Consider the following 22,877-nt stretch of genomic DNA (forward strand, 5'->3'; position numbering starts at 1 on the left):
ACGCACGGGTCCACCGAGGTCGGTAGGCGGTCATCCGTGCGCCGAAGGTGGTCGAGGCAGCCACCGCCAAAGTGGTCGAGGCAGCCGACGCCGTAGGTGGTGTTCCTTTCTCAGTCGGGATCGGCAGGTAACGACACCTTGATTTCCAGGCCGCCGCCTTGGCGGGGGGTGGCGATCACGGTGCCGTTGTGGGCTTCCGCGACCGAGCGGACGATCGAGAGGCCGAGGCCGGCGCCCTTGCCGGCGACGAGGCGTTCGGCGCCGAGGCGGTAGAAGGGCTTGAACAAGGACTCGACTTCGTACGGCGGGATGTCCGGACCGGTGTTCGTGACCACGACCTCGACCCGGTCGCCGACGGTTCTGCTGATCACGCGGACCCACCGGTCGCCCTCGGGCAGGTTGTGCCGGATCCCGTTCTCCACCAGGTTGTGGACGAGCCGTTCGAGCAGGAGCGCATCACCCTGCGTCGGCGCATCGCCCGGACCGCGGATCAGCTCAACGCCTGCCGCCGACGCCTCGGCCGACAGTTGGCCGGCGACGTGATTGACGACATCGCCCAGGTTCACCGGGTACCGCGCGGTCAGCTGCTTCTCCGAGTCGGCCAGGATCAGCAGCCCGTCGATCAGCTGCTCATGCCGTGCGTTGATCGTCAGCAGGCTCTCGCCGAGCTCCTTCACGTCGGCGGACGCCGTACGGCGATGCATCGCGACCTCGACCAGGGCACGGCCGAGCGTGAGCGGCGTACGCAACTCGTGTGAGGCGTTGGCGACGAACCGGCGCTGGCCGTCGAACGAGTGGTCCAGTCGCTCGACCATCGTGTCGAAGGCGTCAGCCAGGTTTTTCACCTCGTCATCGGGCCCGCGCAGCGCGATCCGCTCGTGCAGAGCCGCTGGAGACGCCGCAATGCGCCGTGCGGTCTCGGTGACGCGGTGCAGAGGTGCCAGCACGCGTCCGGCGACCAACCAGCCGAACCCGGCCGCAAGCCCGCCGACGACGAGCAAGGCGATGCTGCCCTGGGTGAGCAGGGACTCGACCGCCGCCTGCCGGACTTGCTCCCGCTGCTCCTGGATCACCCGCTCGGCCGCCGGGCCGGTCAGTACGTCGCCGTCCTTGTTCAGCACGAACAGCTGGTTCGGCGGCCTCGGCGCAGGACTAGTGACGGGCGTCGGACTCGTAAGCGGCGTAGGACTGGCAAGAGGCGACGGTGAATGGATGTACGTGCCCTGCACCAGCACCCGGTAGCCGCCACCGAGGTTCTGGCTGAACAGCACGTACGTCACACCGAGCAGCAGTACGCCGGCCACCATGAACAGTCCGCCGTAGATGAGGGTGAGCCGACCCCGCAGGCTCATCCGCCTCAGGGGATGCGGTAGCCGACGCCGGTGACGGTCTCCACCAGCCCCGGCTCCCCCAGCTTCCGCCGCAGCTTCAGGATGGTCAGCCGGACCGCCCCGGTGAACGGATCCACGTGCTCGTCCCATGCCTTCTCCAGCAGTTGTTCGGCCGAGACGGTCGCGCCGTCGGCTCGGAGCAGTTCCGCCAGTACGGCGAACTCCTTCTTCGACAGGGGTACGTACCGCCCGTCCCGGAACACCTCGTGCCGTGCCGGGTCCAGGGTCACACCGGCACGACGCAGTACCGGCGGGTCCGCCGGCCGGCTCCGCCGCCCGAGCGCCAGCACCCGCGCGGCCAGCTCGGCGAAGGCGAACGGCTTGGTCAGGTAGTCGTCAGCACCCAAGCCCAGTCCCTCCACCCGGTCGGTGACGGCGGCCGCGGCCGTCAGCATCAGCACCCGGGTCGCCGACCCGGACTCCACCAGCCGCCGGCACACCTCGTCCCCGTGAACGACGGGGATGTCGCGGTCCAGGACGAGTACGTCGTACTCGTTCACCGTCAGCCGTTCCAGCGCGGAACCGCCGTCGCCGGCCACGTCGACGGCATGCGAGTCGTCCCGCAACCACTCGGCGATCGCTGCCGCCAGCAACGGTTCGTCCTCGACCACCAGCACACGCACGCCTCCCATGATCCCCGACGGCCGTGTTTCCTCCGCGTTATCGGCTCCGGAAACGGCAGGGAAACGGGCCGCGGCCAAGGCTTACCACCCAGACCGATCCAAGGAGACGACATGCGTAAGACCACAGTGGCCGCTGCAACGCTGGCGGCCGCCGTACTGCTGCTGACCGGCTGCGGCTCGGACGAGCCGGCCAACCAGGTCGCGTCGGGTGCCGGGGCACGGCCTCAGGCGACCGCACCGAGCAGCGCGCCGGCCAGCCTCAGCCGCGACGAGATGGCGATCAAGTTCACCCAGTGCCTGCGCGAGCAGGGGCTGGACGTGCCCGACCCCGAACCCGGCAAGGGTCCGATGCTCAAGTTCGACCGGGGCTCGGGAGTGACCCAGGAGAAGGTCCAGCAGGCCATGGACGCCTGCAAGCAGTACAACCCGCAGGTCGAGGGCAGCCCGAACCCCCAGCAGGAGGAGAACGGCCGCAAGTTCGCCGAGTGCATGCGTAACAACGGTGTGGAGAAGTTCCCGGACCCGAAGCCGGGGCAGCGCGGGATCATGATCGGCCCCGGTGTCGGCGACGACCCGGACTTCCAGAAGGCGCAGGAGGCCTGCCAACCGATTCTGGCGGGTAAGTGATGCGTCGAGCACTCACCGCAGTCGTCGTCCTGGCCGCCGGAGGCGCAGCGAGCGCGTTCCTGGTGAACCGGGGCGACACCAGCCAGGCCGCGGACCAGACGGCGGCCGCAGTACCCGTCAACACCACCAAGGTCACGCAGCAGACCCTCAAGGACACCGAGACCGCGGACGGCGAGCTCGGCTTCGGTACGACGTCGTCGCTGGTCAACCGCGTCGCCGGAACGATCACCGCCGTACCGGACAGCGGACAGGAGGTCAGACGCGGCCAGACCGTCTACAGCGTGGACAACAAGCCGACCACGCTCCTGTACGGCGCACTGCCGGCGTACCGGAAGCTCGCAGACGGCACTGAGGGTACGGACGTCCTGCAGCTCGAGCAGAACCTCAGTGCGATGGGGTACACCGGCTTCACCGTCGACGACGAGTACACCGACGCCACCGCCGAGGCGGTCGAGGAGTGGCAGGAGGACCTCGGTCTGGACGAGACAGGGGTCGTCGAGCTCGGCAGTGTCGTGTTCGCACCGGGCCACATCCGGGTGGACAGCGTGGAGGCGCAGGAGGGCACTCCGATCGGGCCGAACCAGAACGTCCTCACTTACACCGGCACGAAGAAGGCCGTCACCGTCCAGCTCGACGCCGCCGACCAGCGGCTCGCGAAACCGCAGGCGAAGGTCGGGGTCGCCCTCCCGGACGGCAAGACCGTGCCGGGCCGCGTCGAGGAGGTGTCGACGGTGATCATCCCGGCCGAGAGCCCGGACAAGGACCCGGAGACCAAGGTCGAGGTGATCGTTGCCATCGACGACCAGAAGGCGGTGGCCGGCTGGTCGCTGGCGTCCGTCGACGTCACGTTCACCGCATCCGAACGCAAGAACGTGCTGACCGTGCCGGTGTCCGCGCTGGTCGCCCTGCGCGAGGGCGGCTTCGGTGTCGAGGTCACCGACGGTACGACGTCGCGCTACGTGCCGGTGAAGACGGGCCTGTTCGCCGCCGGCCAGGTCGAGATCAGCGGCACCGGGATCAAGGCCGGCACCGTGGTGGGGATCCCGAAGTGATCGAGCTGACCGAGGTGACCAAGGTGTACCCCGGCGGGGTGAGGGCCCTCGGCGGGGTCAGCCTGCGAATCGAGCGCGGCGAACTGGTCGCGATCGTCGGCCCGTCGGGATCGGGCAAGTCGACGATGCTCAACGTCCTCGGCACGCTGGACCGGCCGACGTCCGGCACGGTCCGGATCGACCGGTACGACGTGGCGCGGCTGTCCGACTCGGGTCTGTCCGCGCTGCGGGCGACCCGGATCGGGTTCGTGTTCCAGCAGTTCCACCTGGCCTCCGGCGTACGGGCGCTGGACAACGTCGCGGACGGGCTTCTGTACTCCGGTCTGCGGCCGTCCGTCCGGCGGAAGCGGGCGGCGGCGGCGTTGGAACGCGTCGGCCTCGGCCACCGGATGGACCACGAACCGCATGAGCTGTCCGGCGGTGAGCGGCAGCGGGTTGCCGTCGCCCGGGCGGTCGCCGGGGAGCCCGCCGTACTGCTGGCCGACGAGCCGACCGGGGCGCTCGACTCCCAGTCCGGTGCCGGGGTGATGCAGTTGCTGCGCGACCTGCACGCGGCCGGTACGACGGTCGTCATCATCACCCACGACCGGGACATCGCCGCGTCGCTGCCCCGCCAGGTCCGGATGCGCGACGGCCGGATCATCGAGGAGGTGCGATCGTGAACGAGTTGAAGCCGGCGAAGCTGTGGCCGCGGGACGTGGTCCGGGTCGGCGCGGTCGGGTTGCGCACGCGGCCGATGCGGGCGTTCCTGTCCGCGCTGGGGATCGCGATCGGGATCGCGGCGATGGTCGCCGTGGTCGGCATCTCGTCCTCGTCGCGGGCCGAGCTGGACAACCAGCTCGATGCCCTGGGCACCAATCTGCTCACGGTCGCGCCGGGCACCACGCTGACCGGCGAACAGGCCCAGCTGCCGTTGACCGCGGAGGCGATGGTCGGCCGGATCGGCCCGGTCCGGGCGCAGTCGGCGATCGGCCGGGTCGACGACGTCTCGGTCTACCGCAGCGACAAGATCCCGGCCGTCGAGACGAACGGCATCATCGCGTACGCCGCCCGGACGAACCTGCTGGACACCATCGGCGGCGCGATCCGCAGCGGCAAGTGGATCGACGCCGCGACCGGCCGCTACCCGGCGGCCGTGCTCGGGGCGAGTGCCGCCGAGCGGCTCGGGATCACCCGGGCGGGACCGGACACCCAGGTGCTGATCGGCAACAAGTGGTTCACGGTGCTCGGCATCCTCGAGCCGGCTGCCCTGGCTCCTGAGCTCGACAGTGCCGCCCTGATGGGGTGGCCGGCCGCGGACACCGCGCTCGACTTCGACGGGCACCCGACCACGATCTACACCCGGTCGGACGACTCCCAGGTCGAGGCGGTCCGTTCGGTGCTCGGAGCAACGGCCAACCCGGAGGCGCCGAACGAGGTCGAGGTGTCGCGGCCGTCCGACGCGCTCGCCGCCAAACAGGCCGCCGGTGAGGCGTTCACCGGGTTGCTGCTCGGCCTCGGCGCGGTCGCGCTGCTCGTCGGCGGGGTCGGCGTCGCGAACATCATGGTGATCTCGGTGCTGGAACGCCGGGCGGAGATCGGGTTGCGGCGTTCGCTCGGGGCGACGCGCGGTCAGATCCGGACCCAGTTCCTGACCGAGTCGCTGCTGCTGTCCGCGCTCGGCGGTGTCGGCGGGGCGATTCTCGGATCCGCGGTCAGCGCCGGTTACGCGTCGTACCAGAACTGGCTGACCGTCATCCCGCTGTGGGCGCTGGCCGGCGGGATCGCGGCCACCCTCGTCATCGGCGGCCTGGCCGGCCTCTACCCCGCCATCCGCGCGTCGAGGTTGTCGCCCACCGAAGCCCTGGCAACCCCTTAGCCGAAGACGGTGACCCCGATGCCGGTGAGCGCGAGCTGGAGCAGCGCCACCGGCACGAGGCCTTGCCAGGCAAGCTTCTGCAGCTGGTCGGCGCGCAACCGCGGGAACGAGACCCGCACCCAGATCACCACGACCGCCACCAGTGCCACCTTCAGGATCGACCAGATCCAGCCGATCGAGTCCGGCCCCGGCCCGCTCCAGCCACCGAGGAACAGCACGGCGGTCAGGCCGGCGAGTACGACGATGCCGGCGTACTCGGCGAGCAGGAACATCGCGAACCGGAGGCCGGTGTACTCGGTGTACGGGCCGAAGATGACCTCCGAGTCCGCGACCGGCATGTCGAACGGCGGCCGCTGCAACTCGGCCAGGCCGGCGATGAAGAACACGATCAGGCCGGGCAGCTGCCAGAGCAGCCACCACGGGTTCCAGGCCTCCGCGATACCGGTCAGGCTGAGCGAACCCGCCGCGACCGCGACGCTGGCGGCCGAGAGGACGAACGGCAGCTCGTAGCTCATCAGCTGGGCGGCGACCCGGAGACCACCGAGCAGGCTGTACTTGTTGCCACTGCCCCAACCCGCCATCAGCGAGCCGAGCACGCCGATGCTCATCACGGCCAGCACGAAGAACAGGCCGGAGTCCAGGTCCGCGCCGACGATGCCGGGAGCCAGGGGGATCGCGGCGATCGCGGCCAGGTACGGCAGGATCGCCACGATCGGGGCCCACTCGAACACCCGCCGGTCCGCGGCTGCCGGGACCACGCTCTCCTTCTGCACGAACTTCACGCCGTCCGCGACCAGTTGCGCCCAGCCGTGGAACGCACCCGCGTACATCGGACCGAGCCGCGACTGCATGTGCGCCATCACCTTGTGCTCGGCCTGACCGACCAGCAAGGGCGCCACCAGGAAGGCGACCACGACGCCCACCACCCGCACCACGAACTCGACCATGACCGCACCCTACCGACTCCGGCTTGACCTCAACCAACGTTGAGGTCAAAGGCTTGGTGTTCCACCGAGTTCACGAGGAGAACACATGATCGTCCTTGTCACCGGAGCCACCGGGCGGGTCGGCCGTCAGGTCGTGGCCGGCCTGCGAGCCGCCGGCGCGACGGTCCGGGCCTTGGTCCGTACGCCGGACGCGGCCGGGCTGCCGCCGGACGTCGAGTTGGTCCAGGGCGATATCTACGACCCGTCCGCCGTACGACGTGCCGCGAGCGGTGTCGACGCGGCCTTCTTCCTGTGGCCGTCGTTCAGCGCCGAGGGAGTCGCGCCGATCGTCGCGGAGTTGCCGAAGCGGGTCGTGTACCTGTCCGCGTTGAGCGCGGCGACCGGGGGTGTCTGGGGTGATGTTGAGGAACTGCTGCGGCAGGACAAGGACTGGACGTTCCTGCGGCCGAGCGGCTTCGCGGTGAACGCGCAGGGTTGGGCGGAGCAGTTCCGCAACGGCAACGTCGTACGACTGCCGTTCCCGAAGGCCGGGCGGTCCCTGATCCACGAACACGACATCGCGGCGGTCGCCGTACTCACCCTCCTGAACGACCACCACCTCGGCGAGACCTACGACCTCACCGGACCCGAAGGACTGACGCAGGCCGAGCAGGTCGAGACGATCGCACGGGTCATCGGCAAGGAGATGCGCATCGAGGAACTCACCCCTGCGGCCGCCCGCCAGTCCATGCTCGACCTGGGCGCCGACGCAACCCTCGCCGACAGTTCAGTCGCCTACTGGGCCTCCCTGGTCGACACCCCCGAACCAGTCACCCGCACAGTCCCCCGCCTGACCGGCCGCCCAGCCCTCACCTTCGCCGAATGGGCCCAGGAACACGCCACCGAGTTCATCTGACCCAGCGTCAGGCTTGCGCCTCGGTCGGAGGTGAGGGTTCTGATTGTTTGCGGGTACGGCGTTCGGTGGGGGTTCGGCGGGGGCGGGCCGGGGTGGAGGCGGCCTGGGCGGGGGCCAGCGGGTCCGGGTCGGGTGAGCCGGGTGGGCGGGGGCCCCAGCTGTCCGGGTCGGGGACCCCTGGCGGGAGCGTGCGGCGGCGGCTGGGTGCGCCGTGGGAAGGAGCGTGGTCCGACTCACCCGGCTCCTTCGCGCCCGGCCACGGCTTGGCCACTCGGGACGCGAGGACGAACTCCTTGCGCAGCGGGTTGCCCTCGAAGCCGTCCGGGAGCAGCAGCGGAAGAAGGTTCGGGTGATCCGTGAACGTGATGCCGAACATCTCGTATGTCTCACGCTCGTGCCAGTTGGCCCCGGCGTACAGGTCCGTCAGGGTCGGCAACTCCGGTTTGTCCCGCGGGACCAGCGTCCGGACCAGCAGGTGCTCGACGTGCGCGCCACCCCAGAAGTCCGCGAGATGCGACACCACCCGGAACCCGTCGGTGAGTTCGTCGCTCGCGGTCAGGAAGTCGAAGAACGTCAGCCCGACCGCGTCCCGCAGGACCTCGTGCGCCGTCACCCAGGCCGGCGCCGGTACGTCGATCGCCACCGGACCGAAGCTGTCCGCCTGGGTCGCCTCGATCCCGGCGGCGGTCAGCGCACTCAGCGCGTCGTTGATCACTGCGGCGTCACCAGTCCGCGGGTCAGCGCCGCCGCGGACGGCTCGTCGTACCGGCTCGTCATGTCCTCGCCGGCGATCTTCTCCTGCAGCTTGAGGATGCCCTGCAGCAGCGCCTCCGGCCGCGGCGGGCAGCCGGGCACGTACACGTCGACCGGGATGATCTGGTCGACACCCTTGGTCACGCAGTACGAGTCCCAGTACGGGCCGCCGGAGTTCGAGCAGGAGCCGAACGAGATGACGTACTTCGGCTCCGGCATCTGGTCGTAGAGCCGCTTGATCGCCGGCGCCATCTTGTCCGTCACGGTGCCCGACACCACCATGAGGTCGGCCTGCCGCGGCCCGGGCGCGAACGGGATCACTCCGAGCCGGATGAAGTCGTGCCGGCCCATCGACGCGGCGATGAACTCGATCGCGCAGCAGGCGAGGCCGAAGTTGAACACCCACAGGGAGTACTTGCGGCCCCAGTTCAGCAGGTACCGGACCGGCTCGGGCGCGAGCTTGGCCAGCGCACCCACGTCCGGGCGCACCGCGGGCATCCCCAACTCGGTCTGAGCCATGCTCGACAGCCTAGTGCGTCCACCCGCTGCCCGGTACGACGCTCGTCCTTGACCGTCTCCGCGGCCCGTCCTACCGTGATTGAACAGGACTGGACAGGTTCACTTCGGGAGACGGCATGGCCGACCGGCTGCAGGCAGAGCCCCGCGTGCTCACGGTGGAGAGCAACGGGCTGAACGTGATCGCGGACGAGGAGCGCAAGGGCCGGCCCAGCCAGTTGTTCTGGCCGTGGTTCGGGGCGAACGTCTCGGTGCTCGGGCTGAGCTACGGCGCGTTCGCGCTCGGGTTCGGCATCTCCTTCTGGCAGGCGCTGATCGCGGGCCTGGTCGGGATCGTGTTCTCGTTCCTGCTCTGCGGGCTGATCTCACTGGCCGGCAAGCGCGGTTCGGCCCCGACGATGGTGCTCAGCCGGGCCGCGTTCGGTGTCCGGGGCAACAAACTTCCGTCGCTGGTGTCCTGGTTGCTGACCGTCGGCTGGGAGACCGTGCTGACCATCCTCGCCACCCTGGCCACCGCGACGGTGTTCGAGCGGCTCGGCTGGGGCGGCGGCGGGTTGACGAAGGTGATCGCCCTGGTCGTCGTCGGCCTACTGATCGTGGCCTGTGGCGTGCTCGGCTTCGACCTGATCATGCGGGCGCAGGCGATCATCACGATCGTCACCGGCGTCCTGACCGTCGTCTACATCGTCCTGGTCGCGGACCGGATCAGCTGGAGCACGGTGTCCGGGCTGCAGAGCGGCTCGAGCCAGCAGCTGATCGGTGCCCTGGTCTTCCTGATGACCGGCTTCGGTCTCGGCTGGGTGAACCTGGCCGCCGACTACTCGCGCTACCTCCCGCGCCGTTCGTCCAGCGCGGGCGTGGTCGGCTGGACCACGTTCGGGGCGTCGATCGCGCCGGTGATCCTGTTCGGCTTCGGTCTGCTGCTGGCCGGGTCGTCGACGGACCTGAGCGACGCGATCGCCGCCGACCCGATCGGCGCGCTGGCGGAGGCGTTGCCGACCTGGTTCCTGGTCCCGTTCGTGATCGTCGCCGTCCTCGGCCTGGTCGGCGGCGCGGTGCTCGACATCTACTCGTCCGGCCTGGCCCTGCTCTCGATCGGACTGCCCGCACCCCGGTACGTCGCGGCATTCATCGACGGCCTGGTGATGATCGCCGGCACCATCTACGTGGTCTTCTACGGCGACGAGTTCCTCGGCGAGTTCCAGGGCTTCCTGATCACACTCGGCGTACCGGTCGCGGCCTGGTGCGGCATCATGCTGGCCGACATCGTGACCCGCCGGCGCGACTACGCCGAGGCCGACCTCTACGACCCCCGCGGCCGGTACGGCGACGTGCGCTGGCTGCCCGTGCTCACCATGCTCGTCGCCACCGCCATCGGCTGGGGCCTGGTGACGAACGCGCTGGCATCCTGGCTGACCTGGCAGGGTTACCTGCTCGAGCCGTTCGGCCTGGGCGGCAAGGAAGGCGCCTGGGCCTACGCGAACCTCGGTGTGCTGTTCGCGCTGGTCGCCGGGTTCGTGGTCCAGCTGGCCGGCGGGACGTCCGCCGTACGCAAACAGGAGAGGGAGGCCTGATGGCGCCGGTTCTCGCGCTGATCGACCTGCAGCGGATCTTCGCCGACCCGGACTCGGGCTGGGCCGCGCCGGACTTCCAGCGGGTGGTGAAACCGGCCAAGCAGCTGATCGAGATCCTGTCCCCGAACGTGGTCTTCACCCGGTTCGTGGCCCCGGAGAAACCGGCCGGTTCCTGGGCGACGTACTACGAGCTCTACCCGTTCGCGCTGCAGTCCCCGGATGCTGAGGACTACCAGTTGGTCGACGAGTTCAGGGGTACGTCGACACTGGACAAGACGACGTTCGGCAAGTGGGGTCCCGAGCTGGCCGAGGCGGTCGGCACCGGCGGTCATCTGGTCCTCGGCGGCGTGACCACCGACTGCTGCGTGATGACCACCGCGCTCGCCGCGGTCGACGCCGGCGTCTACGTCCAGGTCGTCGAGGACGCCTGCGCCGGCGCCGACGAGGACAGCCACCGCAAGGCGATCGACATCATGCGGCTGTACTCGCCGATGCTGGAGATCGTCACCGTCGAACAGATCCGCGCGCTGAACCAGTGAGCCGCCGATGCCCGAGGTCGCCCTGAAGCACGAGCGCATCGCCGCCGTGCTGGCCCGGGAGATTCGTTCCGGCCTGGTACGGCGGGGCGCTCAACTGCCCGGTGAGGTCGAACTGGCCAAGCGGTTCTCGGTCAGCCGGAACACGGTCCGCTCGGCGCTCGCCGTACTGGCCGAGGAGGGGCTGATCACCACCCGGACCGGCAAGGGGTCGTTCGTGCTGTTCGACGGGCGACCCGTGGACAGCGGGCCCGGATGGTCGTACGCGCTGGCCGAACAAGGGGTCGAGACCCGGATGCGGACGGTGCGGATCGAACTCGATCGGGACCCGGAGCTGGCCGGCCGGCTCGGACTCGAGTCGCCGGAGGTGATCGTGATCGAGCGGCTCCGGCAGCTCGCGGACGGCCCGGCGATCTCGATCGAACGCAGCCGGCTCCCGGCACTGGAGTCTCTCCGCGACCTGCCGGAGCGCGGGCTGGAGAACGGCTCGATCACGGCCACGCTGCACCGCGCCGGGCTCCATCTCGACCACTGCGAGCAACGGTTGCGCGGCCGGCCGCTGGACGCCGCCGAGGCCGAGCTGCTCGGGCGGCCGGAGGGGACGTGGTTCCTGCACACCGAGCGAACCAGCTGGACCGCTGACGATCGGTTCGCCGAGTACGCCGACTGCCTCCTCGACCCCGAACACTTCGAACTGAACCTCACCGACGCAGGCTGACAAGTCGGGGGTCAGTCGGGGTAGACGGCCGGATCAGCCACGACGGCCGGTGCTGTCCGGGGCAACAGCGTGGGATCGGAGCGGGCGGCGTCGGCCAAGTCTCGGCAGCGGGCGAAACGGACATCACCGCAGGACTGGGCGTACTCGATCAGTTCACGCAGGGCCAGCAGCCGGCTCGGCCGACCGGACAGGAAGGGGTGCAGGCACAGGTTGAACAGGCAGCGGTAGTGCCGCATCGCGTCCAGTTCCGCCCGCCACAGCTCCAGCACCTTGCGCGGCGACTCGATGACCGACCCGATCTGGGGCGACGGGAGATAGGCGTACTGCTCCCAGTCGTCCAGCGACCAGTGGACCGGGAGCTCGACGACCGGTCGACCGTCCACCGCAAGGACGTACGGCCGGTCGTCTCCCATCAGCGAGGAGTCGTACGACAGGCCGTACGACGCGATCAGGTCGAGGGTGACCCGGGTGGCTTCCCCACAGCGCGGCCCGGTGCCCGCGAATCTCGATGCCCTGAGCATCGAAGACCTCGAGGGCGCGTTCGAAGTCCGCCCGTTCCTCCGCCTCGGTCAGCGACGTCGGCGCGCGGTGACTGTACGAGTGGTGCGCGACCTCGTGGCCCCGCTCGACGATCGTTGCCGCCAGCCCCGGTCGCTGCTCGGCCACCCAGCCCGGCACGAAGAAGGTCGCCGGTACGCCGAGCTCCGCCAGCAGATCGAGGATCCGCGGTACGCCGACGTCCGGCCCGTACGCCTGATGCGACATCGTCATCAGGTGATCGGCGTACCGTCGTCCGGCCGCGAGGATCGGTGTCTCGGCGTCGACGTCGAAGGTCAGCGTGACGACGGCTGCTGCTCCGCCGTGCCACGTCGTACCTGTCATGACCGACCAGTCTGCCACTGCCTCGCGTTGGCCAGCGTCGCTGCCGGCTCCAGCATTTCGCGCTCGAACCGCGCCAGTTCGACGCCCTCGGCCAGCCGTCGCGGCAGGTCCGGGTTCGCCAGCGCGCCGCGGGCGACCGAGAGCACGTCGGCATGTCCGTCGGTCAGCACGCGGTCGGCCTGCGCGGGGTCGTGCATGCCGCCGTTCGCGATCACCGGCAGGCCGCTGACTCGCCGGGCCAGTCCGGTCAGCGTCTGGCCACCCTGCAGGCGGGCGGTCTCGAGCCAGTTGCGGCCTTCGCTCGCGATGTGCAGGTAGTCGATACCGGTTTCGGCCAGAGCGCCGAAGATGACCTCGGCGTCGTACGCGCCGCCGGGCCAGCGGTAGTCGAGGTCGTTCACCTTGGTCTGCGACAGCCGCACGCCGACCACGAACTCGGCCGGGGTCGCCGCGACGACGGCGCTCGCGACCTCGGCGGTGAGCCGGATCCGGTTCGCCACCGGTCCGCCGTACCCGTCGGTGCGGTGATTGGTGTAGACGGTGAGGAACTGGTCGAGCAGGTACCCGTTCGCGCCGTGGATCTCCACGCCGTCGAAGCCGGCCTCGCGAGCCCGCACCGCCGCGGCCGCGAAACCTTCGATCACCTCCTCGATCTCGCCGATCGACAGCTCACGCGGGACGGGCCAGGGGCCGTGTCCGCCGTACTCGGTGAGCATCTCGCCGATCGGCTGCACGGCCGACGGCCCGACCCGCTCCGTGCGATGCGGGTTGCCCTGCGAGATCGCGCCCGCGTGCATCAACTGGGCAATGATCGGCCGGCCGGCCGCGTGGACCCGGCGGGTCACCTCCCGCCAGCCCTCGACCTGGGCCGCCGTACTGAGCCCGGGCTGGTTCAGGTACCCCTGGCTGTACGACGAGTCCGGGTACGTCCCCTCGGTGATCACCAGGCCGAAGCCGCCCTCGGCGAACTCGGCGTAGTAGTCCGCCATCTCGGCCGTCGGTACGCCGTCCGGCGTGGCGGAGACCCGGGACATCGGCGCGACGGCGAAGCGGTTGGCGAGTTCGAGGCCGCCGAGTACGGCCGGCCGCAGGGCGGGATGAAGACGAGTCGTTGTCAGATCCATGCTCGCAACTCCATCACCCGGCGACACCGCCGATCGATGGACTCAACCACAGTAATGAGGGCCAAGATTGGATGATTCTCCACTGAGCCCGCTCGGCCGCCCTGCTTGAGTTGTCGCATGACGCACACAGTTGTTCGTACTCTCGTGCCCGCGCGGACCGGACGAGCCGTCCGGGTCGACCGGGGCAGTCACGTCCGGGTCGTCGACCTCGCCGGGCAGCAGGTCGGCGATCTCTTCGCGTACGTCGCGTCGCCGTCCGGCATCACCGGCGAGCACCTGAGCGCGTCGCACACCAGGACCGCGACCAGCAGGCTGTTCCCGGCGATCGGCGAGGCGTTCGTGACGGACCGCCGCAGGCCGATCCTGACCCTGGTCGAGGACAGTTCACCGGGACAGCACGACCTGCTCATCGCCGCCTGCGACGAGGCCCGGTACGCCGGCCTCGGCGCACCGGATCATCCGTCGTGCGCCCGGAACCTCCGCGACGCGCTCGGCGCCGAGGTCGTCGTACCGCAGCCGGTCAACGTCTTCATGCGCGTGCCGGTCGCCGCCGACCAGACACTGGACTGGTTGCCTGCAGCAACAGCTGCGGGTGACTCGATCACCTTCCGCGCCGAGCTCGACTGCGTCGTCGTGCTGTCGGCCTGCCCGCAGGACCTGACCGTCATCAACGGCGCACGGCCCACCGATCTGGCGATCGACGTACTGCGCTAGCGGGCCCGGGACATCTCGTCCGCCTCGAGGGCCAGGAACAGGTCCACCCGGTCCTCGGTGCGGGCGACGTCACGGCCGGTCAACTCGGTGATTTTCGCCAGCCGGTTCCGCAAGGTGTTCACGTGCACGTAGAGGGCGGCCGCGGTCGCGCCGAACTGCCCGTCGTGGGACAGGAAGGTCCGCAGCGTCGTCTCCAGCCGGCTGTCCCGCAGATTGTCGTGTTCGCGCAGCGGCCCGAGCACGCCGTCCGCGAACCCCTGGAGCGTCCCGGCATCCTGCAGACCGAGCAGCAGGCGGTGCGTGCCCAGCTCCCGGAACGACGCCACCGCCTGACCGGCCCGTCGACGCCGCAACACCTGACAGGCCTCGCGGGACTGCACCAGCGGCTGCCGCAATTCGCCCGCCGACGGCGCCGGGTCTCCGAGCCCCACCACGGGACGCCGGTCGGGGAACCGCTTGCGGACCACCGAGCACAGCGCCTCGGCGAGTTCCTTCAGGTCCTGCCGCGGACGTTGCAGTACGGCGACCACGTCCTGACTGCCACCGGCGACGACCACGGCCAGGGTCTGCGCCAGGAAGAACTCGCCGACCGTCTCCGACAAGCCCGGCAAGGTCGGCTCCGCTCCGTCGGCGAAGGCGACCGTCAGCACAACCAGCTCACCCGACGGATCGACCCCGAACGACCGGAGCCGGTCAGGAACCTCGGCCGCCCGCTGCGCACCGGACAGGATCATGTCGAGCAGCTCGCTGGCGAACCGCAGCTCGATGGCCTGGATCGCCTGCTGCTTCGCCACCTCCAGGCTGAGGAACCGAGCGGCCTGATCGAGCGCGTCCTGCTCGGCCCTGCTCAACCGGCTCACCGGCCGCAGGCACAGCAGCGCGGCGTCGGTGTCCCCCACCGCGCCGACCAGGAACACCGTCGCCCGCCCCTCCGGTTCGCCGAGGTCCATCTCGAGTGGCGGTGGGTGCCGGGCCAGGCCCTCTGCCACGATCCGGCGTTGCTCGGCCGACAGTTCCACGCCGGCGGCAGCCAGCGGCCGCGCCATCCGGTCGACGACGGCGAGCGGCAACTCGTGCTCGCGCCGCAGCACCGCCAGTACGCCGGAAGCCCCGGCACCGTGCGAGATCGCCGAGGCCAGCGCGTCGCCCCGCCGTACCATGCCGAGCAGGGCGTCCCGGCGCTGATCGGTGTGGATCGCCGACGCGGCCTCCGTCACAGCGGTGAACGGAACCTCGATCGAGATCTCCGCCAGCGGCAGACCTTCGCGCCGGCAGGCCTCGATCAACTCCGGCGGCGTGGCCGGCGTTTCCTTGCGCAGACCGAACACGATTCCCGCGGCACCCGCACGCCGGACGCTCGCCGCGAACTCCGCCGCCGTCGTCTGGTGCTGCCACAACCCGTTGGTCAACACGATCTCGCCCTCGCGCACGTACGGCGACGGGTCCGGCAACTCGGTGTTGTGCACCCACAACGCCTCGCGCTCGACCGCACCGGGCGGACCCGGCACCAGCAGCCGCAGTTCGAGCGCCGGGTTCGCGATCAGGGCGGCAAGACTCAGCATCCTGTGAACATATCCAGCCTCCGTCCCCTGGCAACGTCATCCCTGGGCCGTATCCGCTCCCACCTGACGTAGCTAAGGGGTCCGGGGCCGGGGGGATAGGGAGTTGTGCCGATGTGGCGGGCCTCCTCAGGCGAGCACTGTCGAGGCATCGACCAAGGCTCCCGGAGGAGACCATGTTCCAGTATTCAACCGCCGCCGTCCAGGCAGAGATCAGGTACCGCCAGGACCGGATCAAGCGGGACTTCCAGCGCCCGTTCTGGTTCCAGCGCACACCCAAGCGGCCGGTCCCGGAGCCCTCCACCCCCGAGCTCCGCGCCCGCCCCGCGATGTGAGCACCGAACCCCCCGGCGCGGCCGGCTCCTCCGAGCCGGCCGCGCCGGCGTTTCAGGAGTACTTAGACCGCCCGGACGCCGTACCCGGCCTCCCTAGGACCCCCTAGGGACCAGGGATAGGGAGGAGTCCCGATGTGCGGGCCTACCTCAGAGGAGCAGATTCGAGGCATCGGCAGGAAGCCGACACCACATCAGGAGGAACACCAGATGCACACGAACGAATCGGTCAAGGCCGAGGTCGACTACCGCAGGGAGCGCCTCAGCCGTGACTTCCGGCAGCACCGGACCCCCCGGACCCGCCGGAACCTCGTCCACCTGTTCGGCCGGAAAGCCTGAGAGGAGGAACCCCATGTTCATGACACCTCAGTCGATCAAGGCGGAGACCACCTACCGGCAGGAGCGGCAGTACCGGGTGGCGACCCGCCGGGAGCGCGCCGAGCGCACCCGGCGGCCCCAGCCGCGGCACGCTCGCCGGGCCCTTCGACCCACCATCGCGGCATGACCGCCGAGACCGCCGTCCCTGATCCGATCGCAGCGGACAGGGACGGCGTTTTCGTTGCCGCCGGCGACCACCGGAAGGGATGCCGTCGATTTGTGTCGGCGCCAGGGGCGAAGATGGACGACGTGCCCTGGACTTCGACACCTTTCGTCGGCCGCTCCGCCGAGATGGCCGCCCTGCTCAGCGCCGTCGACGACGCCAAGACGCGTCGCGCCGGCGCCGTTCTGCTGTCCGGTGACGCCGGCGTCGGCAAGACCCGGCTGCTGGACGAGGTGGCCACGGGTGCGCACGAGCGCGGTTTCGGCGTCCTGGTCGGGCACTGCACCGACTTCGGCGACGCCGGCCTGCCGTATCTGCCGTTCACCGAGATCTTCGGCCGGCTGGGCAGCGACCGGCCGGACCTGGTCGAGAGTGTGCTGGCCAACTTCCCGGCCATCGGCCGCCTGCTGCCCACGCACCGGCTGATCGGGGCCCAGCCTCAGCCGCAGGAGGAGCAGCTGGACCGGGCCGCCCTGTTCGACGCGGTCCTGGGCGCGCTCACCGCGCTGTCCACCAGCGAGCCGCTGCTGGTGATCATCGAGGACGCCCACTGGGCCGACGACTCGACCCGGGACCTGATCGGTTTCCTGATCACCCGGCTCACCTCGCAACGGCTGGCCCTGGTCGTCTCGTACCGCAGCGACGACCTGCACCGCCGGCATCCGCTGCGCCGACCGATCGCCGAGTGGTCCCGCAATCCGCGGGTCCGCCGGGTCAACCTGCTTCCCCTGGATGCCGACGAGTCCCGCGTCCTGCTGAACTCCCTGCTCACCGAGCCGCTGCCCGAGCCGGAGGTCCGGCGCATCCTCGAGCGGGCCGGCGGGAACGCGTTCTTCACCGAGGAACTCGTGGCCGCCTCGTCGATGGGCGACGGTGACGCCGTACCGCCGGATCTCGCCGATCTGCTCCTGGTCCGGCTCGATCCGCTGTCGGACGCGGCCCGGCAGGTCGCCAGGGTGATCGCGGTGGCGGGCCGGCGCGTCCCGCACGATCTGCTCACCGCCGTCGCGGGACTGCCCGACCGCGAGCTCGACGACGCGCTGCGCGAGCTGATCGACGCGCACATCATCGACGTACCGAGCAACGACCGCTACTACTTCCGGCACGCGCTGCTCGCGGAGGCGGTGTACGACGACCTGCTGCCGGGTGAGCGGGTCCGGCAGCACGCGGCGTACGTGCAGGCGCTGAAGGACCAGACCGTCGCGGGGACGGCGGCCGAGCTCGCCGGGCACGCCACCCGGTCGCACAACCTGGCCGAGGCCTTCGAGGCGCGGATCCGGGCCGGTGAGGAGGCCATATCGGTCGCGGCCCCGCAGGAAGCGCTGAAGCACTACGAGCTGGCGCTAGAGCTGTTCCCGAACCGGTCCCCCGAGAGCACCATCGACAAGACCTGGCTGATCGTGCAGACCGCGACCGCCGCGACGCTGTCCTCACAGCACCTGCGCGCGCTGAAGATCCTGCGCAAGGCGCTGGCCGAGCTGCCTGCGGACGCGCCGAAGACGCAGCGGGCCGAGCTGCTGCTGCCACTGGCCGAGATCGCCCTGATCATCGACCAGGACCAGGAGGCGAGCGAGGCGATTTCACAGGCGCTCAAGCTGGTCAACGACGAGCCGGCCAGCGTGTTCAAGGCACGCGTCGCGTCACTGTATGCCCGGGTCTCGGATGCGATGGGCCGGCCGATGGAGGCCGAGCGCTGGGCCCTGCAGGCGCTGGAAATCGCCCGCGAGGCCGGCCAGGAGTCCGCGATGGGCGACGCCGGGATCACCCTGGCCGTGCTGCGGCGCCGGGCCGGTGACCCGATGGGCGCGGTGCGGCAGCTGGAGGAGGCCGCCGTACGGGCTCAGTTGGCGGGAGACGCCGCGGCGGAGGTGCGGAGCCGGTTCCTGCTCGGCTCGACGCACTACGAGCAGGGCGACCTGCACAGCGCGAAGGCGGCGCTGGCGGTTGCCATGCGGCGAGCAGCCGAGCTCGGCCGGCAATGGGCCGTGTACGGGTTCGACGCGCGGCGGATGCTCGGGTTGACCCAGTTCGTCCTCGGTGAGTGGGACGAGGCGGCGGCGACCGCCCGGACGGACTCGATGACGCCGAAGGCGTCCGCGGCGGCGCTGCGGGCGTTGGAGTTCGCCGTCCGTGGTGGGCGCGGTGACACCTCGGTCGCGGAGGAGCTCGGGCGGCTCCGCAAGTGGTGGGACCTGGATGTGATGCTGCCGATCATCGGATTGCAGCCGGCGGTGGACGCCTACCGGCAGCTCGACCAGCCCGCCGAGGCGGAGAGGCTGATCGCCGACGTGTCCGCGCTGTGTGCGGACGTGTTCCAGACCGAATGGTTCATGGCGCGGATCCGGTTCTCGGCGCTCGGGCTGCAGGTGCTGTGTCACCGGGCGGTGGGCGAGCCGTCGGGGGCTCGGGAGCTGGTGTCCAAGGGGGCGGAGTTGCTCGCGGCCGGGCAGGCGACGGCCGAGAAGGGTCTGCCGCCCGGGCGCTTGATGGGAGTCGAGGGCCTGGCATGGCTGTCGCGGCTGGAGGCTGAGTGGGAGCGCCTGCGCTGGCTGACCGGGATCGACCCGCCGTCGCCCGAGGAGCACGTGTCCGCGTGGGAGCGGACCGTCGACGGGTTCGGGTACGGCTATGTCTTCGAGCAGGCGTGGTCGCGAGTGCGGTTGTCCGCCGCGCTGCGGGCCGCCGGGCGGGTGGCCGAGGCGAACGAACAGGCGGCCCTGGCTGCCGAGGTCGGGCGTGAGCTGGCGTCGAAGCCGCTGCTCGACGAGGTCGGCGGTGTCGAGGCCGGTGGCGGCGCGGGCAGCCTGACGTCCCGCGAGAAGGAAGTGCTCGCGCTCCTGGCCGAAGGGCGGACGAACCGGCAGCTGGCCCGGGAGCTCTACATCAGCGAGAAGACGGTCAGCGTGCACGTCTCCAACATCCTGGCCAAACTCGGCGTCCGCTCCCGGACCGAAGCCGCTGCCGTCGCCCGCCGAGACGGCCTCCTGGACTGACCGCCCGGACCGCTCACGTTCGGCGGTGTGCGTGTCCGCCGAACGTGAGCGATCGGTTGTGGGCGGTCCCGGGTGTGGGGCCCGGGCGCCTGTGACTCCGCGTGCGCGGAAAGCTCTGCGTCAACCGTGGCCGCGGCGGCGACCACGTTCGGGTTCGGCGCCGCGGGCTCGTGCCATGGCCCGCGCCCGGGCTCGGGCCAGTTCGTCACCGGTCAGGCCTGGATGATCGCTCTTTCCCGGGCGATCCAGCCGGGTGATGTCGGAGAAGACGTGCTGCGCGTGCCGCATCCTGGTCACTGCGAGTATCACGACCCCGCTCGCGAGCAGCGCGATGACCACCCACAGTTGCCACGACATAGCCTCACCGCCCTGTACTCACCCCGTTTCCCCGCGTGATCACCATAGCTGCGATCTCAGCAAATGGCGACGGGGTGTACGCATTCCGTTATCCCGGCGGCCGAACCTGTGACTTTTGTTGCCCGATGCAAACACAAAGGGTGATCAGGCAACGATCCCGGCGCCTGGGCGACGGCTACGGTCAGTCACCACGGGGCGAGAGCCGGCCGCCTCGAAAGAGGTACGCCGCCCGCCCGCCGGCCGGTCCACGGAACGCGAGCACCTCGTGCACGCCGTGCTGCGGCTCGGCCGAGATCAACCGCGACTCGTCCAGCGGCACGTACCGGATCCGCCGCGGTTCCGGCAGCACGACCTTCGCCGCCTCGCTCGCTGCCTCGTCCAGCACCCAGAACTCACCGTCCTCGACGGTGATCGTCGCCCTCAGCAGCACCCCGTCGTACCGGCCGGTGACGAGGTCCGCCGAGATCTCGGCCGGCTCCGCGGGTGGGACCGGACGCGTCGGCAGTTCGACCCCGGCGGTCTCCCGCAGGACGTGTCCGACGAGATCGTCGTACAGGGCTGGTGTGTCGCCGCCGTTGGTCAGCAGGGCTACCGCGACACGCTTGTCCGGGATCAGGCGGAAGTACGCGGACTGGCCGATCGTCCCGCCGTCGTGGCCGTACAGCGGGCCGCCCTCAGCGGTGAAGATCATCCAGCCGAGTCCCCACTGTTCCGCGAGCCCATCGGTCGGAGGTACGTCGACCTGCGGCTCCCACAGGCTGTCGACGACGGCCCGGGCGAGGAGGGTCCCATCCAGGTGCGCACGGGCGAAGCCGATCAGGTCGGTGGCGCTCATCGCGAGCATCGCTCCGGCCGGCGCCATCCCGTGCACGAGACTCCACTGCGGCGCGGCCTCCAGCGGCGCACCCGGGGTCGGCGAGACGTGCCCGAGCGCGGCGCGATACAGCAGCGCCTCGTCCGGGATCGTCGCCACCTGCTTCAGCTCCAGCGGTACGACGATGTGCTCGCGCAGGAGCTCGTGATACGGCTTCCCCCGCAGGACCTCGGCGATCCGGCCGAGAACCACGAAGCCGGCGTTGTTGTAGGAGAACCCGGCCCCCAATGGGACCTCCTGCGCGAGCCCGGGGACGATGTCGCGGACGTACAGCTCGACCCCGTCGTCACCGCGGGATGTCGGGGTGAAGGCGTCACCGGAGAAGCCGCCGGTGTGGGTCAGCAGATGCCGCGGTGTGACCGCGGCGGCGGCGACCTCGTCGGCGAGCTTGAACTCGGGCAGGTACTCGCGCACCGGCCGGTCGAGGTCGAGCTTGCCCTCGGCAACCAGTTGCGCGATCAGCGTGGTCGTCCACAGCTTGGTGACCGAGCCGATCTGGAAGACCGAGTCGGTGGTCGCCTCGACACCGGTGTTCAGGTTCAGCACCCCGGCGGCCGCCGCACTCACCTTCCCGTCGGCGAGCACCGCGATCGACGCGGCCGGTACGTCGTACTTCGCGATCAGCCGGGCGAGGTTCTCGTCGAGCCAGGTCTGCACGGTGTCACTCCTTCGACAGGACACGGATCAGGTTCGGGCCCAGGACCTTGCGGCCGGTCCAGAGTAGCCTCGGGGCGGTGAGAGTGCTGTCCGCCGAGGATGTACGCCGTACTGTCCCGATGAGTGTGGCGATCGACGCCGTACGGGATGCGTTCCAGGAACTGGCCGCGGGGAACTTCGTGGTGCCGGCGCGGCAGATCTTCGGGGACGGCGCGGTGCTGGTGATGTCGGCGTACCACTCGCCGAGCGGGACCGCGGTGGTGAAGAAGATCGGCATCGCGCTCGACCAGGTGCCGGCGATCCGCGCCACGGTGATCTGGACCGGCGGCGGTGACCAACTCGTCGCCGACGGCACCTCGATCACCACCCTGCGGACCGGCGCCGTCGTGGGGGTCGCCACCGACCTGCTCGCCCCGGCGGATGCGTCCCGGCTCACGCTGATCGGCACGGGTGCTCAGGCGACTGACCAGGTCCGCGCGGTTCTCGCCGTACGACGGATCGCCGCGGTGACCGTCACCGGTCGATCGGCCGATCGCGCCGCGGCCCTGAGTACAGCGCTGGCCGGTGAGTTCCCCGACGTGAAGTTCACGCCCAGCACGTCCGTCGAGGACGCGATCGCCGACACCGACATCGTCTGCTGCGCCACCTCGTCGTCCACCCCGCTGTTCGACGCCGGGGCCCTGCCGGACCGCGTCCACGTCAACGCCATCGGCGCCTTCCGCCCCACCATGCGCGAACTCCCCCGCGACCTCCTCACCACCGCGTCCACCGTGATGGTCGACCAGAGGGAAGCCGCCCTCGAAGAATCCGGCGAAATCATCGACGCCGTCGAATCAGGCGGCCTCACCGACCTTCTGGAACTGGGCCCCGCCCTCTCACAACCGCTCGACCCCGCCGGCCGCACGGTCTTCAAATCCGTAGGCATAGCCGCCCAGGACTGGGCCATAGCCGCAGCCCTCGCCCGCGCCTGAACCAGCCGCCGGGGCCCGAGCTCAGGTCCAGCGGAGGATGCCTTTGCGGTAGGCGTAGAGGAGGCCGACGGCGACGAAGGCGATGAAGACGAACATCTCGACGAGGGTGGCGAAGCCGAGGGTGGCGAAGATCGTCGCCCACGGGAAGAGGTAGATCGCGTCGACGGCGAAGATGACGTACAGATACGCGAACAGGTAGTAGCGGATGTGGACCTGCGCCCAGCCCTCGCCGACCGGGTCGACGCCGGACTCGTAGGTCTTGAGCTTGCCCTCGGTCGGGTAGGTGACGGTGAGCGCCTTGTTCAGCGCGAACGCGCCGAGCAGTCCGGCCAGGCCGAGGACGACGACCGCGGCGATGACGCCATAGCTCTCCGACACGGGCA

At 70.2% G+C, this 22,877-nt stretch carries 25 protein-coding genes and 1 pseudogene; 14 read left to right on the forward strand and 12 right to left on the reverse strand.

Features of this window, described 5'->3' with window-relative positions:
* Window positions 1-110 precede the first annotated feature (110 nt).
* Entirely contained in the window at window positions 111-1,352 is a 1,242-nt protein-coding gene (locus ACYVOK_RS02305; protein ID WP_460660526.1) for a sensor histidine kinase, read from the reverse strand.
* 5 nt (window positions 1,353-1,357) lie between these two features.
* Entirely contained in the window at window positions 1,358-2,014 is a 657-nt protein-coding gene (locus ACYVOK_RS02310; protein WP_460660527.1) for a response regulator transcription factor, read from the reverse strand.
* Window positions 2,015-2,125: 111 nt separating this feature from the next.
* On the opposite strand from ACYVOK_RS02310, the gene ACYVOK_RS02315 reads away from it, so the two are divergent.
* The 4 genes from ACYVOK_RS02315 to ACYVOK_RS02330 are packed head-to-tail and all read left to right on the forward strand — an operon-like array spanning window position 2,126 to window position 5,551.
* Window positions 2,126-2,641, forward strand: coding sequence for a hypothetical protein (locus ACYVOK_RS02315; protein WP_460660528.1), 516 nt, complete (start codon window positions 2,126-2,128; stop codon window positions 2,639-2,641).
* Entirely contained in the window at window positions 2,641-3,693 is a 1,053-nt protein-coding gene (locus ACYVOK_RS02320) for an efflux RND transporter periplasmic adaptor subunit (protein WP_460660529.1), read from the forward strand. The genes ACYVOK_RS02315 and ACYVOK_RS02320 overlap by 1 nt, the downstream gene beginning before the upstream one ends.
* Complete coding sequence (locus tag ACYVOK_RS02325) at window positions 3,690-4,355, forward strand: ABC transporter ATP-binding protein (RefSeq protein WP_460660530.1); 666 nt, start codon at window positions 3,690-3,692, stop codon at window positions 4,353-4,355. Before ACYVOK_RS02320 ends, ACYVOK_RS02325 begins: the two co-directional genes overlap by 4 nt.
* Entirely contained in the window at window positions 4,352-5,551 is a 1,200-nt protein-coding gene (locus tag ACYVOK_RS02330; RefSeq protein ID WP_460660531.1) for an ABC transporter permease, read from the forward strand. The genes ACYVOK_RS02325 and ACYVOK_RS02330 overlap by 4 nt, the downstream gene beginning before the upstream one ends.
* On the opposite strand, the gene ACYVOK_RS02335 is transcribed toward ACYVOK_RS02330, so the two are convergent.
* Window positions 5,548-6,498 carry a complex I subunit 1/NuoH family protein gene (locus ACYVOK_RS02335; protein ID WP_460660532.1) on the reverse strand — a complete coding sequence of 317 codons (951 nt, stop codon included), beginning with the start codon at window positions 6,496-6,498 and terminating at the stop codon, window positions 5,548-5,550. The genes ACYVOK_RS02330 and ACYVOK_RS02335 overlap by 4 nt on opposite strands.
* Before the next feature lie 85 nt (window positions 6,499-6,583).
* On the opposite strand from ACYVOK_RS02335, the gene ACYVOK_RS02340 reads away from it, so the two are divergent.
* Window positions 6,584-7,393, forward strand: a complete 810-nt coding sequence (locus tag ACYVOK_RS02340; RefSeq protein ID WP_460660533.1) for an SDR family oxidoreductase — start codon at window positions 6,584-6,586, stop codon at window positions 7,391-7,393.
* 7 nt (window positions 7,394-7,400) lie between these two features.
* Here ACYVOK_RS02340 and ACYVOK_RS02345 read toward each other — a convergent pair whose 3' ends face one another.
* Together ACYVOK_RS02345 and ACYVOK_RS02350 are read right to left on the reverse strand one after the other, a co-directional pair.
* The gene (locus ACYVOK_RS02345; RefSeq protein WP_460660534.1) at window positions 7,401-8,108 is read right to left on the reverse strand and encodes an NADH-quinone oxidoreductase subunit C; all 708 of its coding nucleotides are present in this window, start codon (window positions 8,106-8,108) and stop codon (window positions 7,401-7,403) included.
* A complete protein-coding gene (locus tag ACYVOK_RS02350; protein WP_460660535.1) occupies window positions 8,105-8,665 on the reverse strand; it encodes an NADH-quinone oxidoreductase subunit B in 561 nt (186 codons plus the stop codon). Before ACYVOK_RS02350 ends, ACYVOK_RS02345 begins: the two co-directional genes overlap by 4 nt.
* Window positions 8,666-8,781: 116 nt before the next feature.
* On the opposite strand from ACYVOK_RS02350, the gene ACYVOK_RS02355 reads away from it, so the two are divergent.
* From ACYVOK_RS02355 to ACYVOK_RS02365, 3 genes are read left to right on the forward strand one after another with little or no spacing between them, the layout of a single operon-like run.
* Entirely contained in the window at window positions 8,782-10,236 is a 1,455-nt protein-coding gene (locus tag ACYVOK_RS02355; RefSeq protein ID WP_460660536.1) for a purine-cytosine permease family protein, read from the forward strand.
* Window positions 10,236-10,775, forward strand: a complete 540-nt coding sequence (locus tag ACYVOK_RS02360; RefSeq protein WP_460660537.1) for a cysteine hydrolase family protein — start codon at window positions 10,236-10,238, stop codon at window positions 10,773-10,775. Before ACYVOK_RS02355 ends, ACYVOK_RS02360 begins: the two co-directional genes overlap by 1 nt.
* 7 nt (window positions 10,776-10,782) lie before the next feature.
* Window positions 10,783-11,490: a GntR family transcriptional regulator gene (locus tag ACYVOK_RS02365; protein ID WP_460660538.1), complete on the forward strand. Its 708-nt coding sequence runs from the start codon at window positions 10,783-10,785 to the stop codon at window positions 11,488-11,490.
* Between the two features lie 11 nt (window positions 11,491-11,501).
* On the opposite strand, the gene ACYVOK_RS02370 is transcribed toward ACYVOK_RS02365, so the two are convergent.
* The 3 genes and pseudogenes from ACYVOK_RS02370 to ACYVOK_RS02380 form a co-directional block, all read right to left on the reverse strand.
* The gene (locus ACYVOK_RS02370; RefSeq protein WP_460660779.1) at window positions 11,502-12,011 is read right to left on the reverse strand and encodes a polysaccharide deacetylase family protein; all 510 of its coding nucleotides are present in this window, start codon (window positions 12,009-12,011) and stop codon (window positions 11,502-11,504) included.
* 55 nt (window positions 12,012-12,066) lie between these two features.
* A pseudogene (locus ACYVOK_RS02375) lies at window positions 12,067-12,372 on the reverse strand (polysaccharide deacetylase family protein); the annotation flags it as partial.
* Entirely contained in the window at window positions 12,369-13,496 is a 1,128-nt protein-coding gene (locus ACYVOK_RS02380; protein ID WP_460660539.1) for an oxidoreductase, read from the reverse strand. The gene ACYVOK_RS02380 and the pseudogene ACYVOK_RS02375, both read right to left, overlap by 4 nt.
* 117 nt (window positions 13,497-13,613) lie before the next feature.
* On the opposite strand from ACYVOK_RS02380, the gene ACYVOK_RS02385 reads away from it, so the two are divergent.
* Entirely contained in the window at window positions 13,614-14,210 is a 597-nt protein-coding gene (locus ACYVOK_RS02385; RefSeq protein WP_460660540.1) for a DUF1989 domain-containing protein, read from the forward strand.
* Here ACYVOK_RS02385 and ACYVOK_RS02390 read toward each other — a convergent pair.
* Complete coding sequence (locus ACYVOK_RS02390) at window positions 14,207-15,772, reverse strand: PucR family transcriptional regulator (protein ID WP_460660541.1); 1,566 nt, start codon at window positions 15,770-15,772, stop codon at window positions 14,207-14,209. The genes ACYVOK_RS02385 and ACYVOK_RS02390 overlap by 4 nt on opposite strands.
* A gap of 173 nt (window positions 15,773-15,945) precedes the next feature.
* On the opposite strand from ACYVOK_RS02390, the gene ACYVOK_RS02395 reads away from it, so the two are divergent.
* The 4 genes from ACYVOK_RS02395 (at window position 15,946) to ACYVOK_RS02410 (ending at window position 19,635) form a co-directional block, all read left to right on the forward strand.
* Window positions 15,946-16,104, forward strand: coding sequence for a hypothetical protein (locus ACYVOK_RS02395; RefSeq protein ID WP_460660542.1), 159 nt, complete (start codon window positions 15,946-15,948; stop codon window positions 16,102-16,104).
* A gap of 207 nt (window positions 16,105-16,311) precedes the next feature.
* A complete protein-coding gene (locus ACYVOK_RS02400) occupies window positions 16,312-16,440 on the forward strand; it encodes a hypothetical protein (RefSeq protein WP_460660543.1) in 129 nt (42 codons plus the stop codon).
* A 13-nt stretch (window positions 16,441-16,453) separates the two neighbouring features.
* Window positions 16,454-16,606 carry a hypothetical protein gene (locus ACYVOK_RS02405; RefSeq protein ID WP_460660544.1) on the forward strand — a complete coding sequence of 51 codons (153 nt, stop codon included), beginning with the start codon at window positions 16,454-16,456 and terminating at the stop codon, window positions 16,604-16,606.
* Window positions 16,607-16,719: 113 nt separating this feature from the next.
* On the forward strand, window positions 16,720-19,635 hold the full coding sequence (locus ACYVOK_RS02410) for a helix-turn-helix transcriptional regulator (RefSeq protein ID WP_460660545.1): 2,916 nt from the start codon (window positions 16,720-16,722) through the stop codon (window positions 19,633-19,635).
* Between the two features lie 120 nt (window positions 19,636-19,755).
* Here ACYVOK_RS02410 and ACYVOK_RS02415 read toward each other — a convergent pair whose 3' ends face one another.
* On the reverse strand, window positions 19,756-19,992 hold the full coding sequence (locus ACYVOK_RS02415) for a hypothetical protein (protein ID WP_460660546.1): 237 nt from the start codon (window positions 19,990-19,992) through the stop codon (window positions 19,756-19,758).
* Window positions 19,993-20,173: 181 nt separating this feature from the next.
* Entirely contained in the window at window positions 20,174-21,523 is a 1,350-nt protein-coding gene (locus ACYVOK_RS02420; protein WP_460660547.1) for a serine hydrolase domain-containing protein, read from the reverse strand.
* Window positions 21,524-21,600: 77 nt separating this feature from the next.
* Between ACYVOK_RS02420 and ACYVOK_RS02425 the strand changes: the two genes are divergently transcribed.
* Window positions 21,601-22,494, forward strand: coding sequence for an ornithine cyclodeaminase family protein (locus ACYVOK_RS02425; RefSeq protein ID WP_460660548.1), 894 nt, complete (start codon window positions 21,601-21,603; stop codon window positions 22,492-22,494).
* A 21-nt stretch (window positions 22,495-22,515) separates the two neighbouring features.
* Here ACYVOK_RS02425 and ACYVOK_RS02430 read toward each other — a convergent pair whose 3' ends face one another.
* Window positions 22,516-22,872, reverse strand: coding sequence for an NADH-quinone oxidoreductase subunit A (locus ACYVOK_RS02430; protein ID WP_460660549.1), 357 nt, complete (start codon window positions 22,870-22,872; stop codon window positions 22,516-22,518).
* Between the last annotated feature and the right edge of the window lie 5 nt (window positions 22,873-22,877).

The sequence above is a fragment of the Kribbella swartbergensis genome, assembly GCF_054784135.1.

Excerpts from the sequence above, each read along its gene's own strand:
- ACYVOK_RS02335 (WP_460660532.1), bottom strand. The coding sequence starts at position 6,498 with ATGGTCGAGTTCGTGGTGCGGGTGGTGGGCGTCGTGGTCGCCTTCCTG.
- ACYVOK_RS02390 (WP_460660541.1), bottom strand. The coding sequence starts at position 15,772 with ATGCTGAGTCTTGCCGCCCTGATCGCGAACCCGGCGCTCGAACTGCGG.
- ACYVOK_RS02395 (WP_460660542.1), top strand. The coding sequence starts at position 15,946 with ATGTTCCAGTATTCAACCGCCGCCGTCCAGGCAGAGATCAGGTACCGC.
- ACYVOK_RS02365 (WP_460660538.1), top strand. The coding sequence starts at position 10,783 with ATGCCCGAGGTCGCCCTGAAGCACGAGCGCATCGCCGCCGTGCTGGCC.
- ACYVOK_RS02400 (WP_460660543.1), top strand. The coding sequence starts at position 16,312 with ATGCACACGAACGAATCGGTCAAGGCCGAGGTCGACTACCGCAGGGAG.
- ACYVOK_RS02315 (WP_460660528.1), top strand. The coding sequence starts at position 2,126 with ATGCGTAAGACCACAGTGGCCGCTGCAACGCTGGCGGCCGCCGTACTG.
- ACYVOK_RS02360 (WP_460660537.1), top strand. The coding sequence starts at position 10,236 with ATGGCGCCGGTTCTCGCGCTGATCGACCTGCAGCGGATCTTCGCCGAC.
- ACYVOK_RS02410 (WP_460660545.1), top strand. The coding sequence starts at position 16,720 with ATGGACGACGTGCCCTGGACTTCGACACCTTTCGTCGGCCGCTCCGCC.
- ACYVOK_RS02305 (WP_460660526.1), bottom strand. The coding sequence starts at position 1,352 with ATGAGCCTGCGGGGTCGGCTCACCCTCATCTACGGCGGACTGTTCATG.
- ACYVOK_RS02340 (WP_460660533.1), top strand. The coding sequence starts at position 6,584 with ATGATCGTCCTTGTCACCGGAGCCACCGGGCGGGTCGGCCGTCAGGTC.
- ACYVOK_RS02405 (WP_460660544.1), top strand. The coding sequence starts at position 16,454 with ATGTTCATGACACCTCAGTCGATCAAGGCGGAGACCACCTACCGGCAG.
- ACYVOK_RS02370 (WP_460660779.1), bottom strand. The coding sequence starts at position 12,011 with ATGCTCAGGGCATCGAGATTCGCGGGCACCGGGCCGCGCTGTGGGGAA.
- ACYVOK_RS02355 (WP_460660536.1), top strand. The coding sequence starts at position 8,782 with ATGGCCGACCGGCTGCAGGCAGAGCCCCGCGTGCTCACGGTGGAGAGC.
- ACYVOK_RS02385 (WP_460660540.1), top strand. The coding sequence starts at position 13,614 with ATGACGCACACAGTTGTTCGTACTCTCGTGCCCGCGCGGACCGGACGA.
- ACYVOK_RS02320 (WP_460660529.1), top strand. The coding sequence starts at position 2,641 with ATGCGTCGAGCACTCACCGCAGTCGTCGTCCTGGCCGCCGGAGGCGCA.
- ACYVOK_RS02380 (WP_460660539.1), bottom strand. The coding sequence starts at position 13,496 with ATGGATCTGACAACGACTCGTCTTCATCCCGCCCTGCGGCCGGCCGTA.
- ACYVOK_RS02415 (WP_460660546.1), bottom strand. The coding sequence starts at position 19,992 with ATGTCGTGGCAACTGTGGGTGGTCATCGCGCTGCTCGCGAGCGGGGTC.
- ACYVOK_RS02350 (WP_460660535.1), bottom strand. The coding sequence starts at position 8,665 with ATGGCTCAGACCGAGTTGGGGATGCCCGCGGTGCGCCCGGACGTGGGT.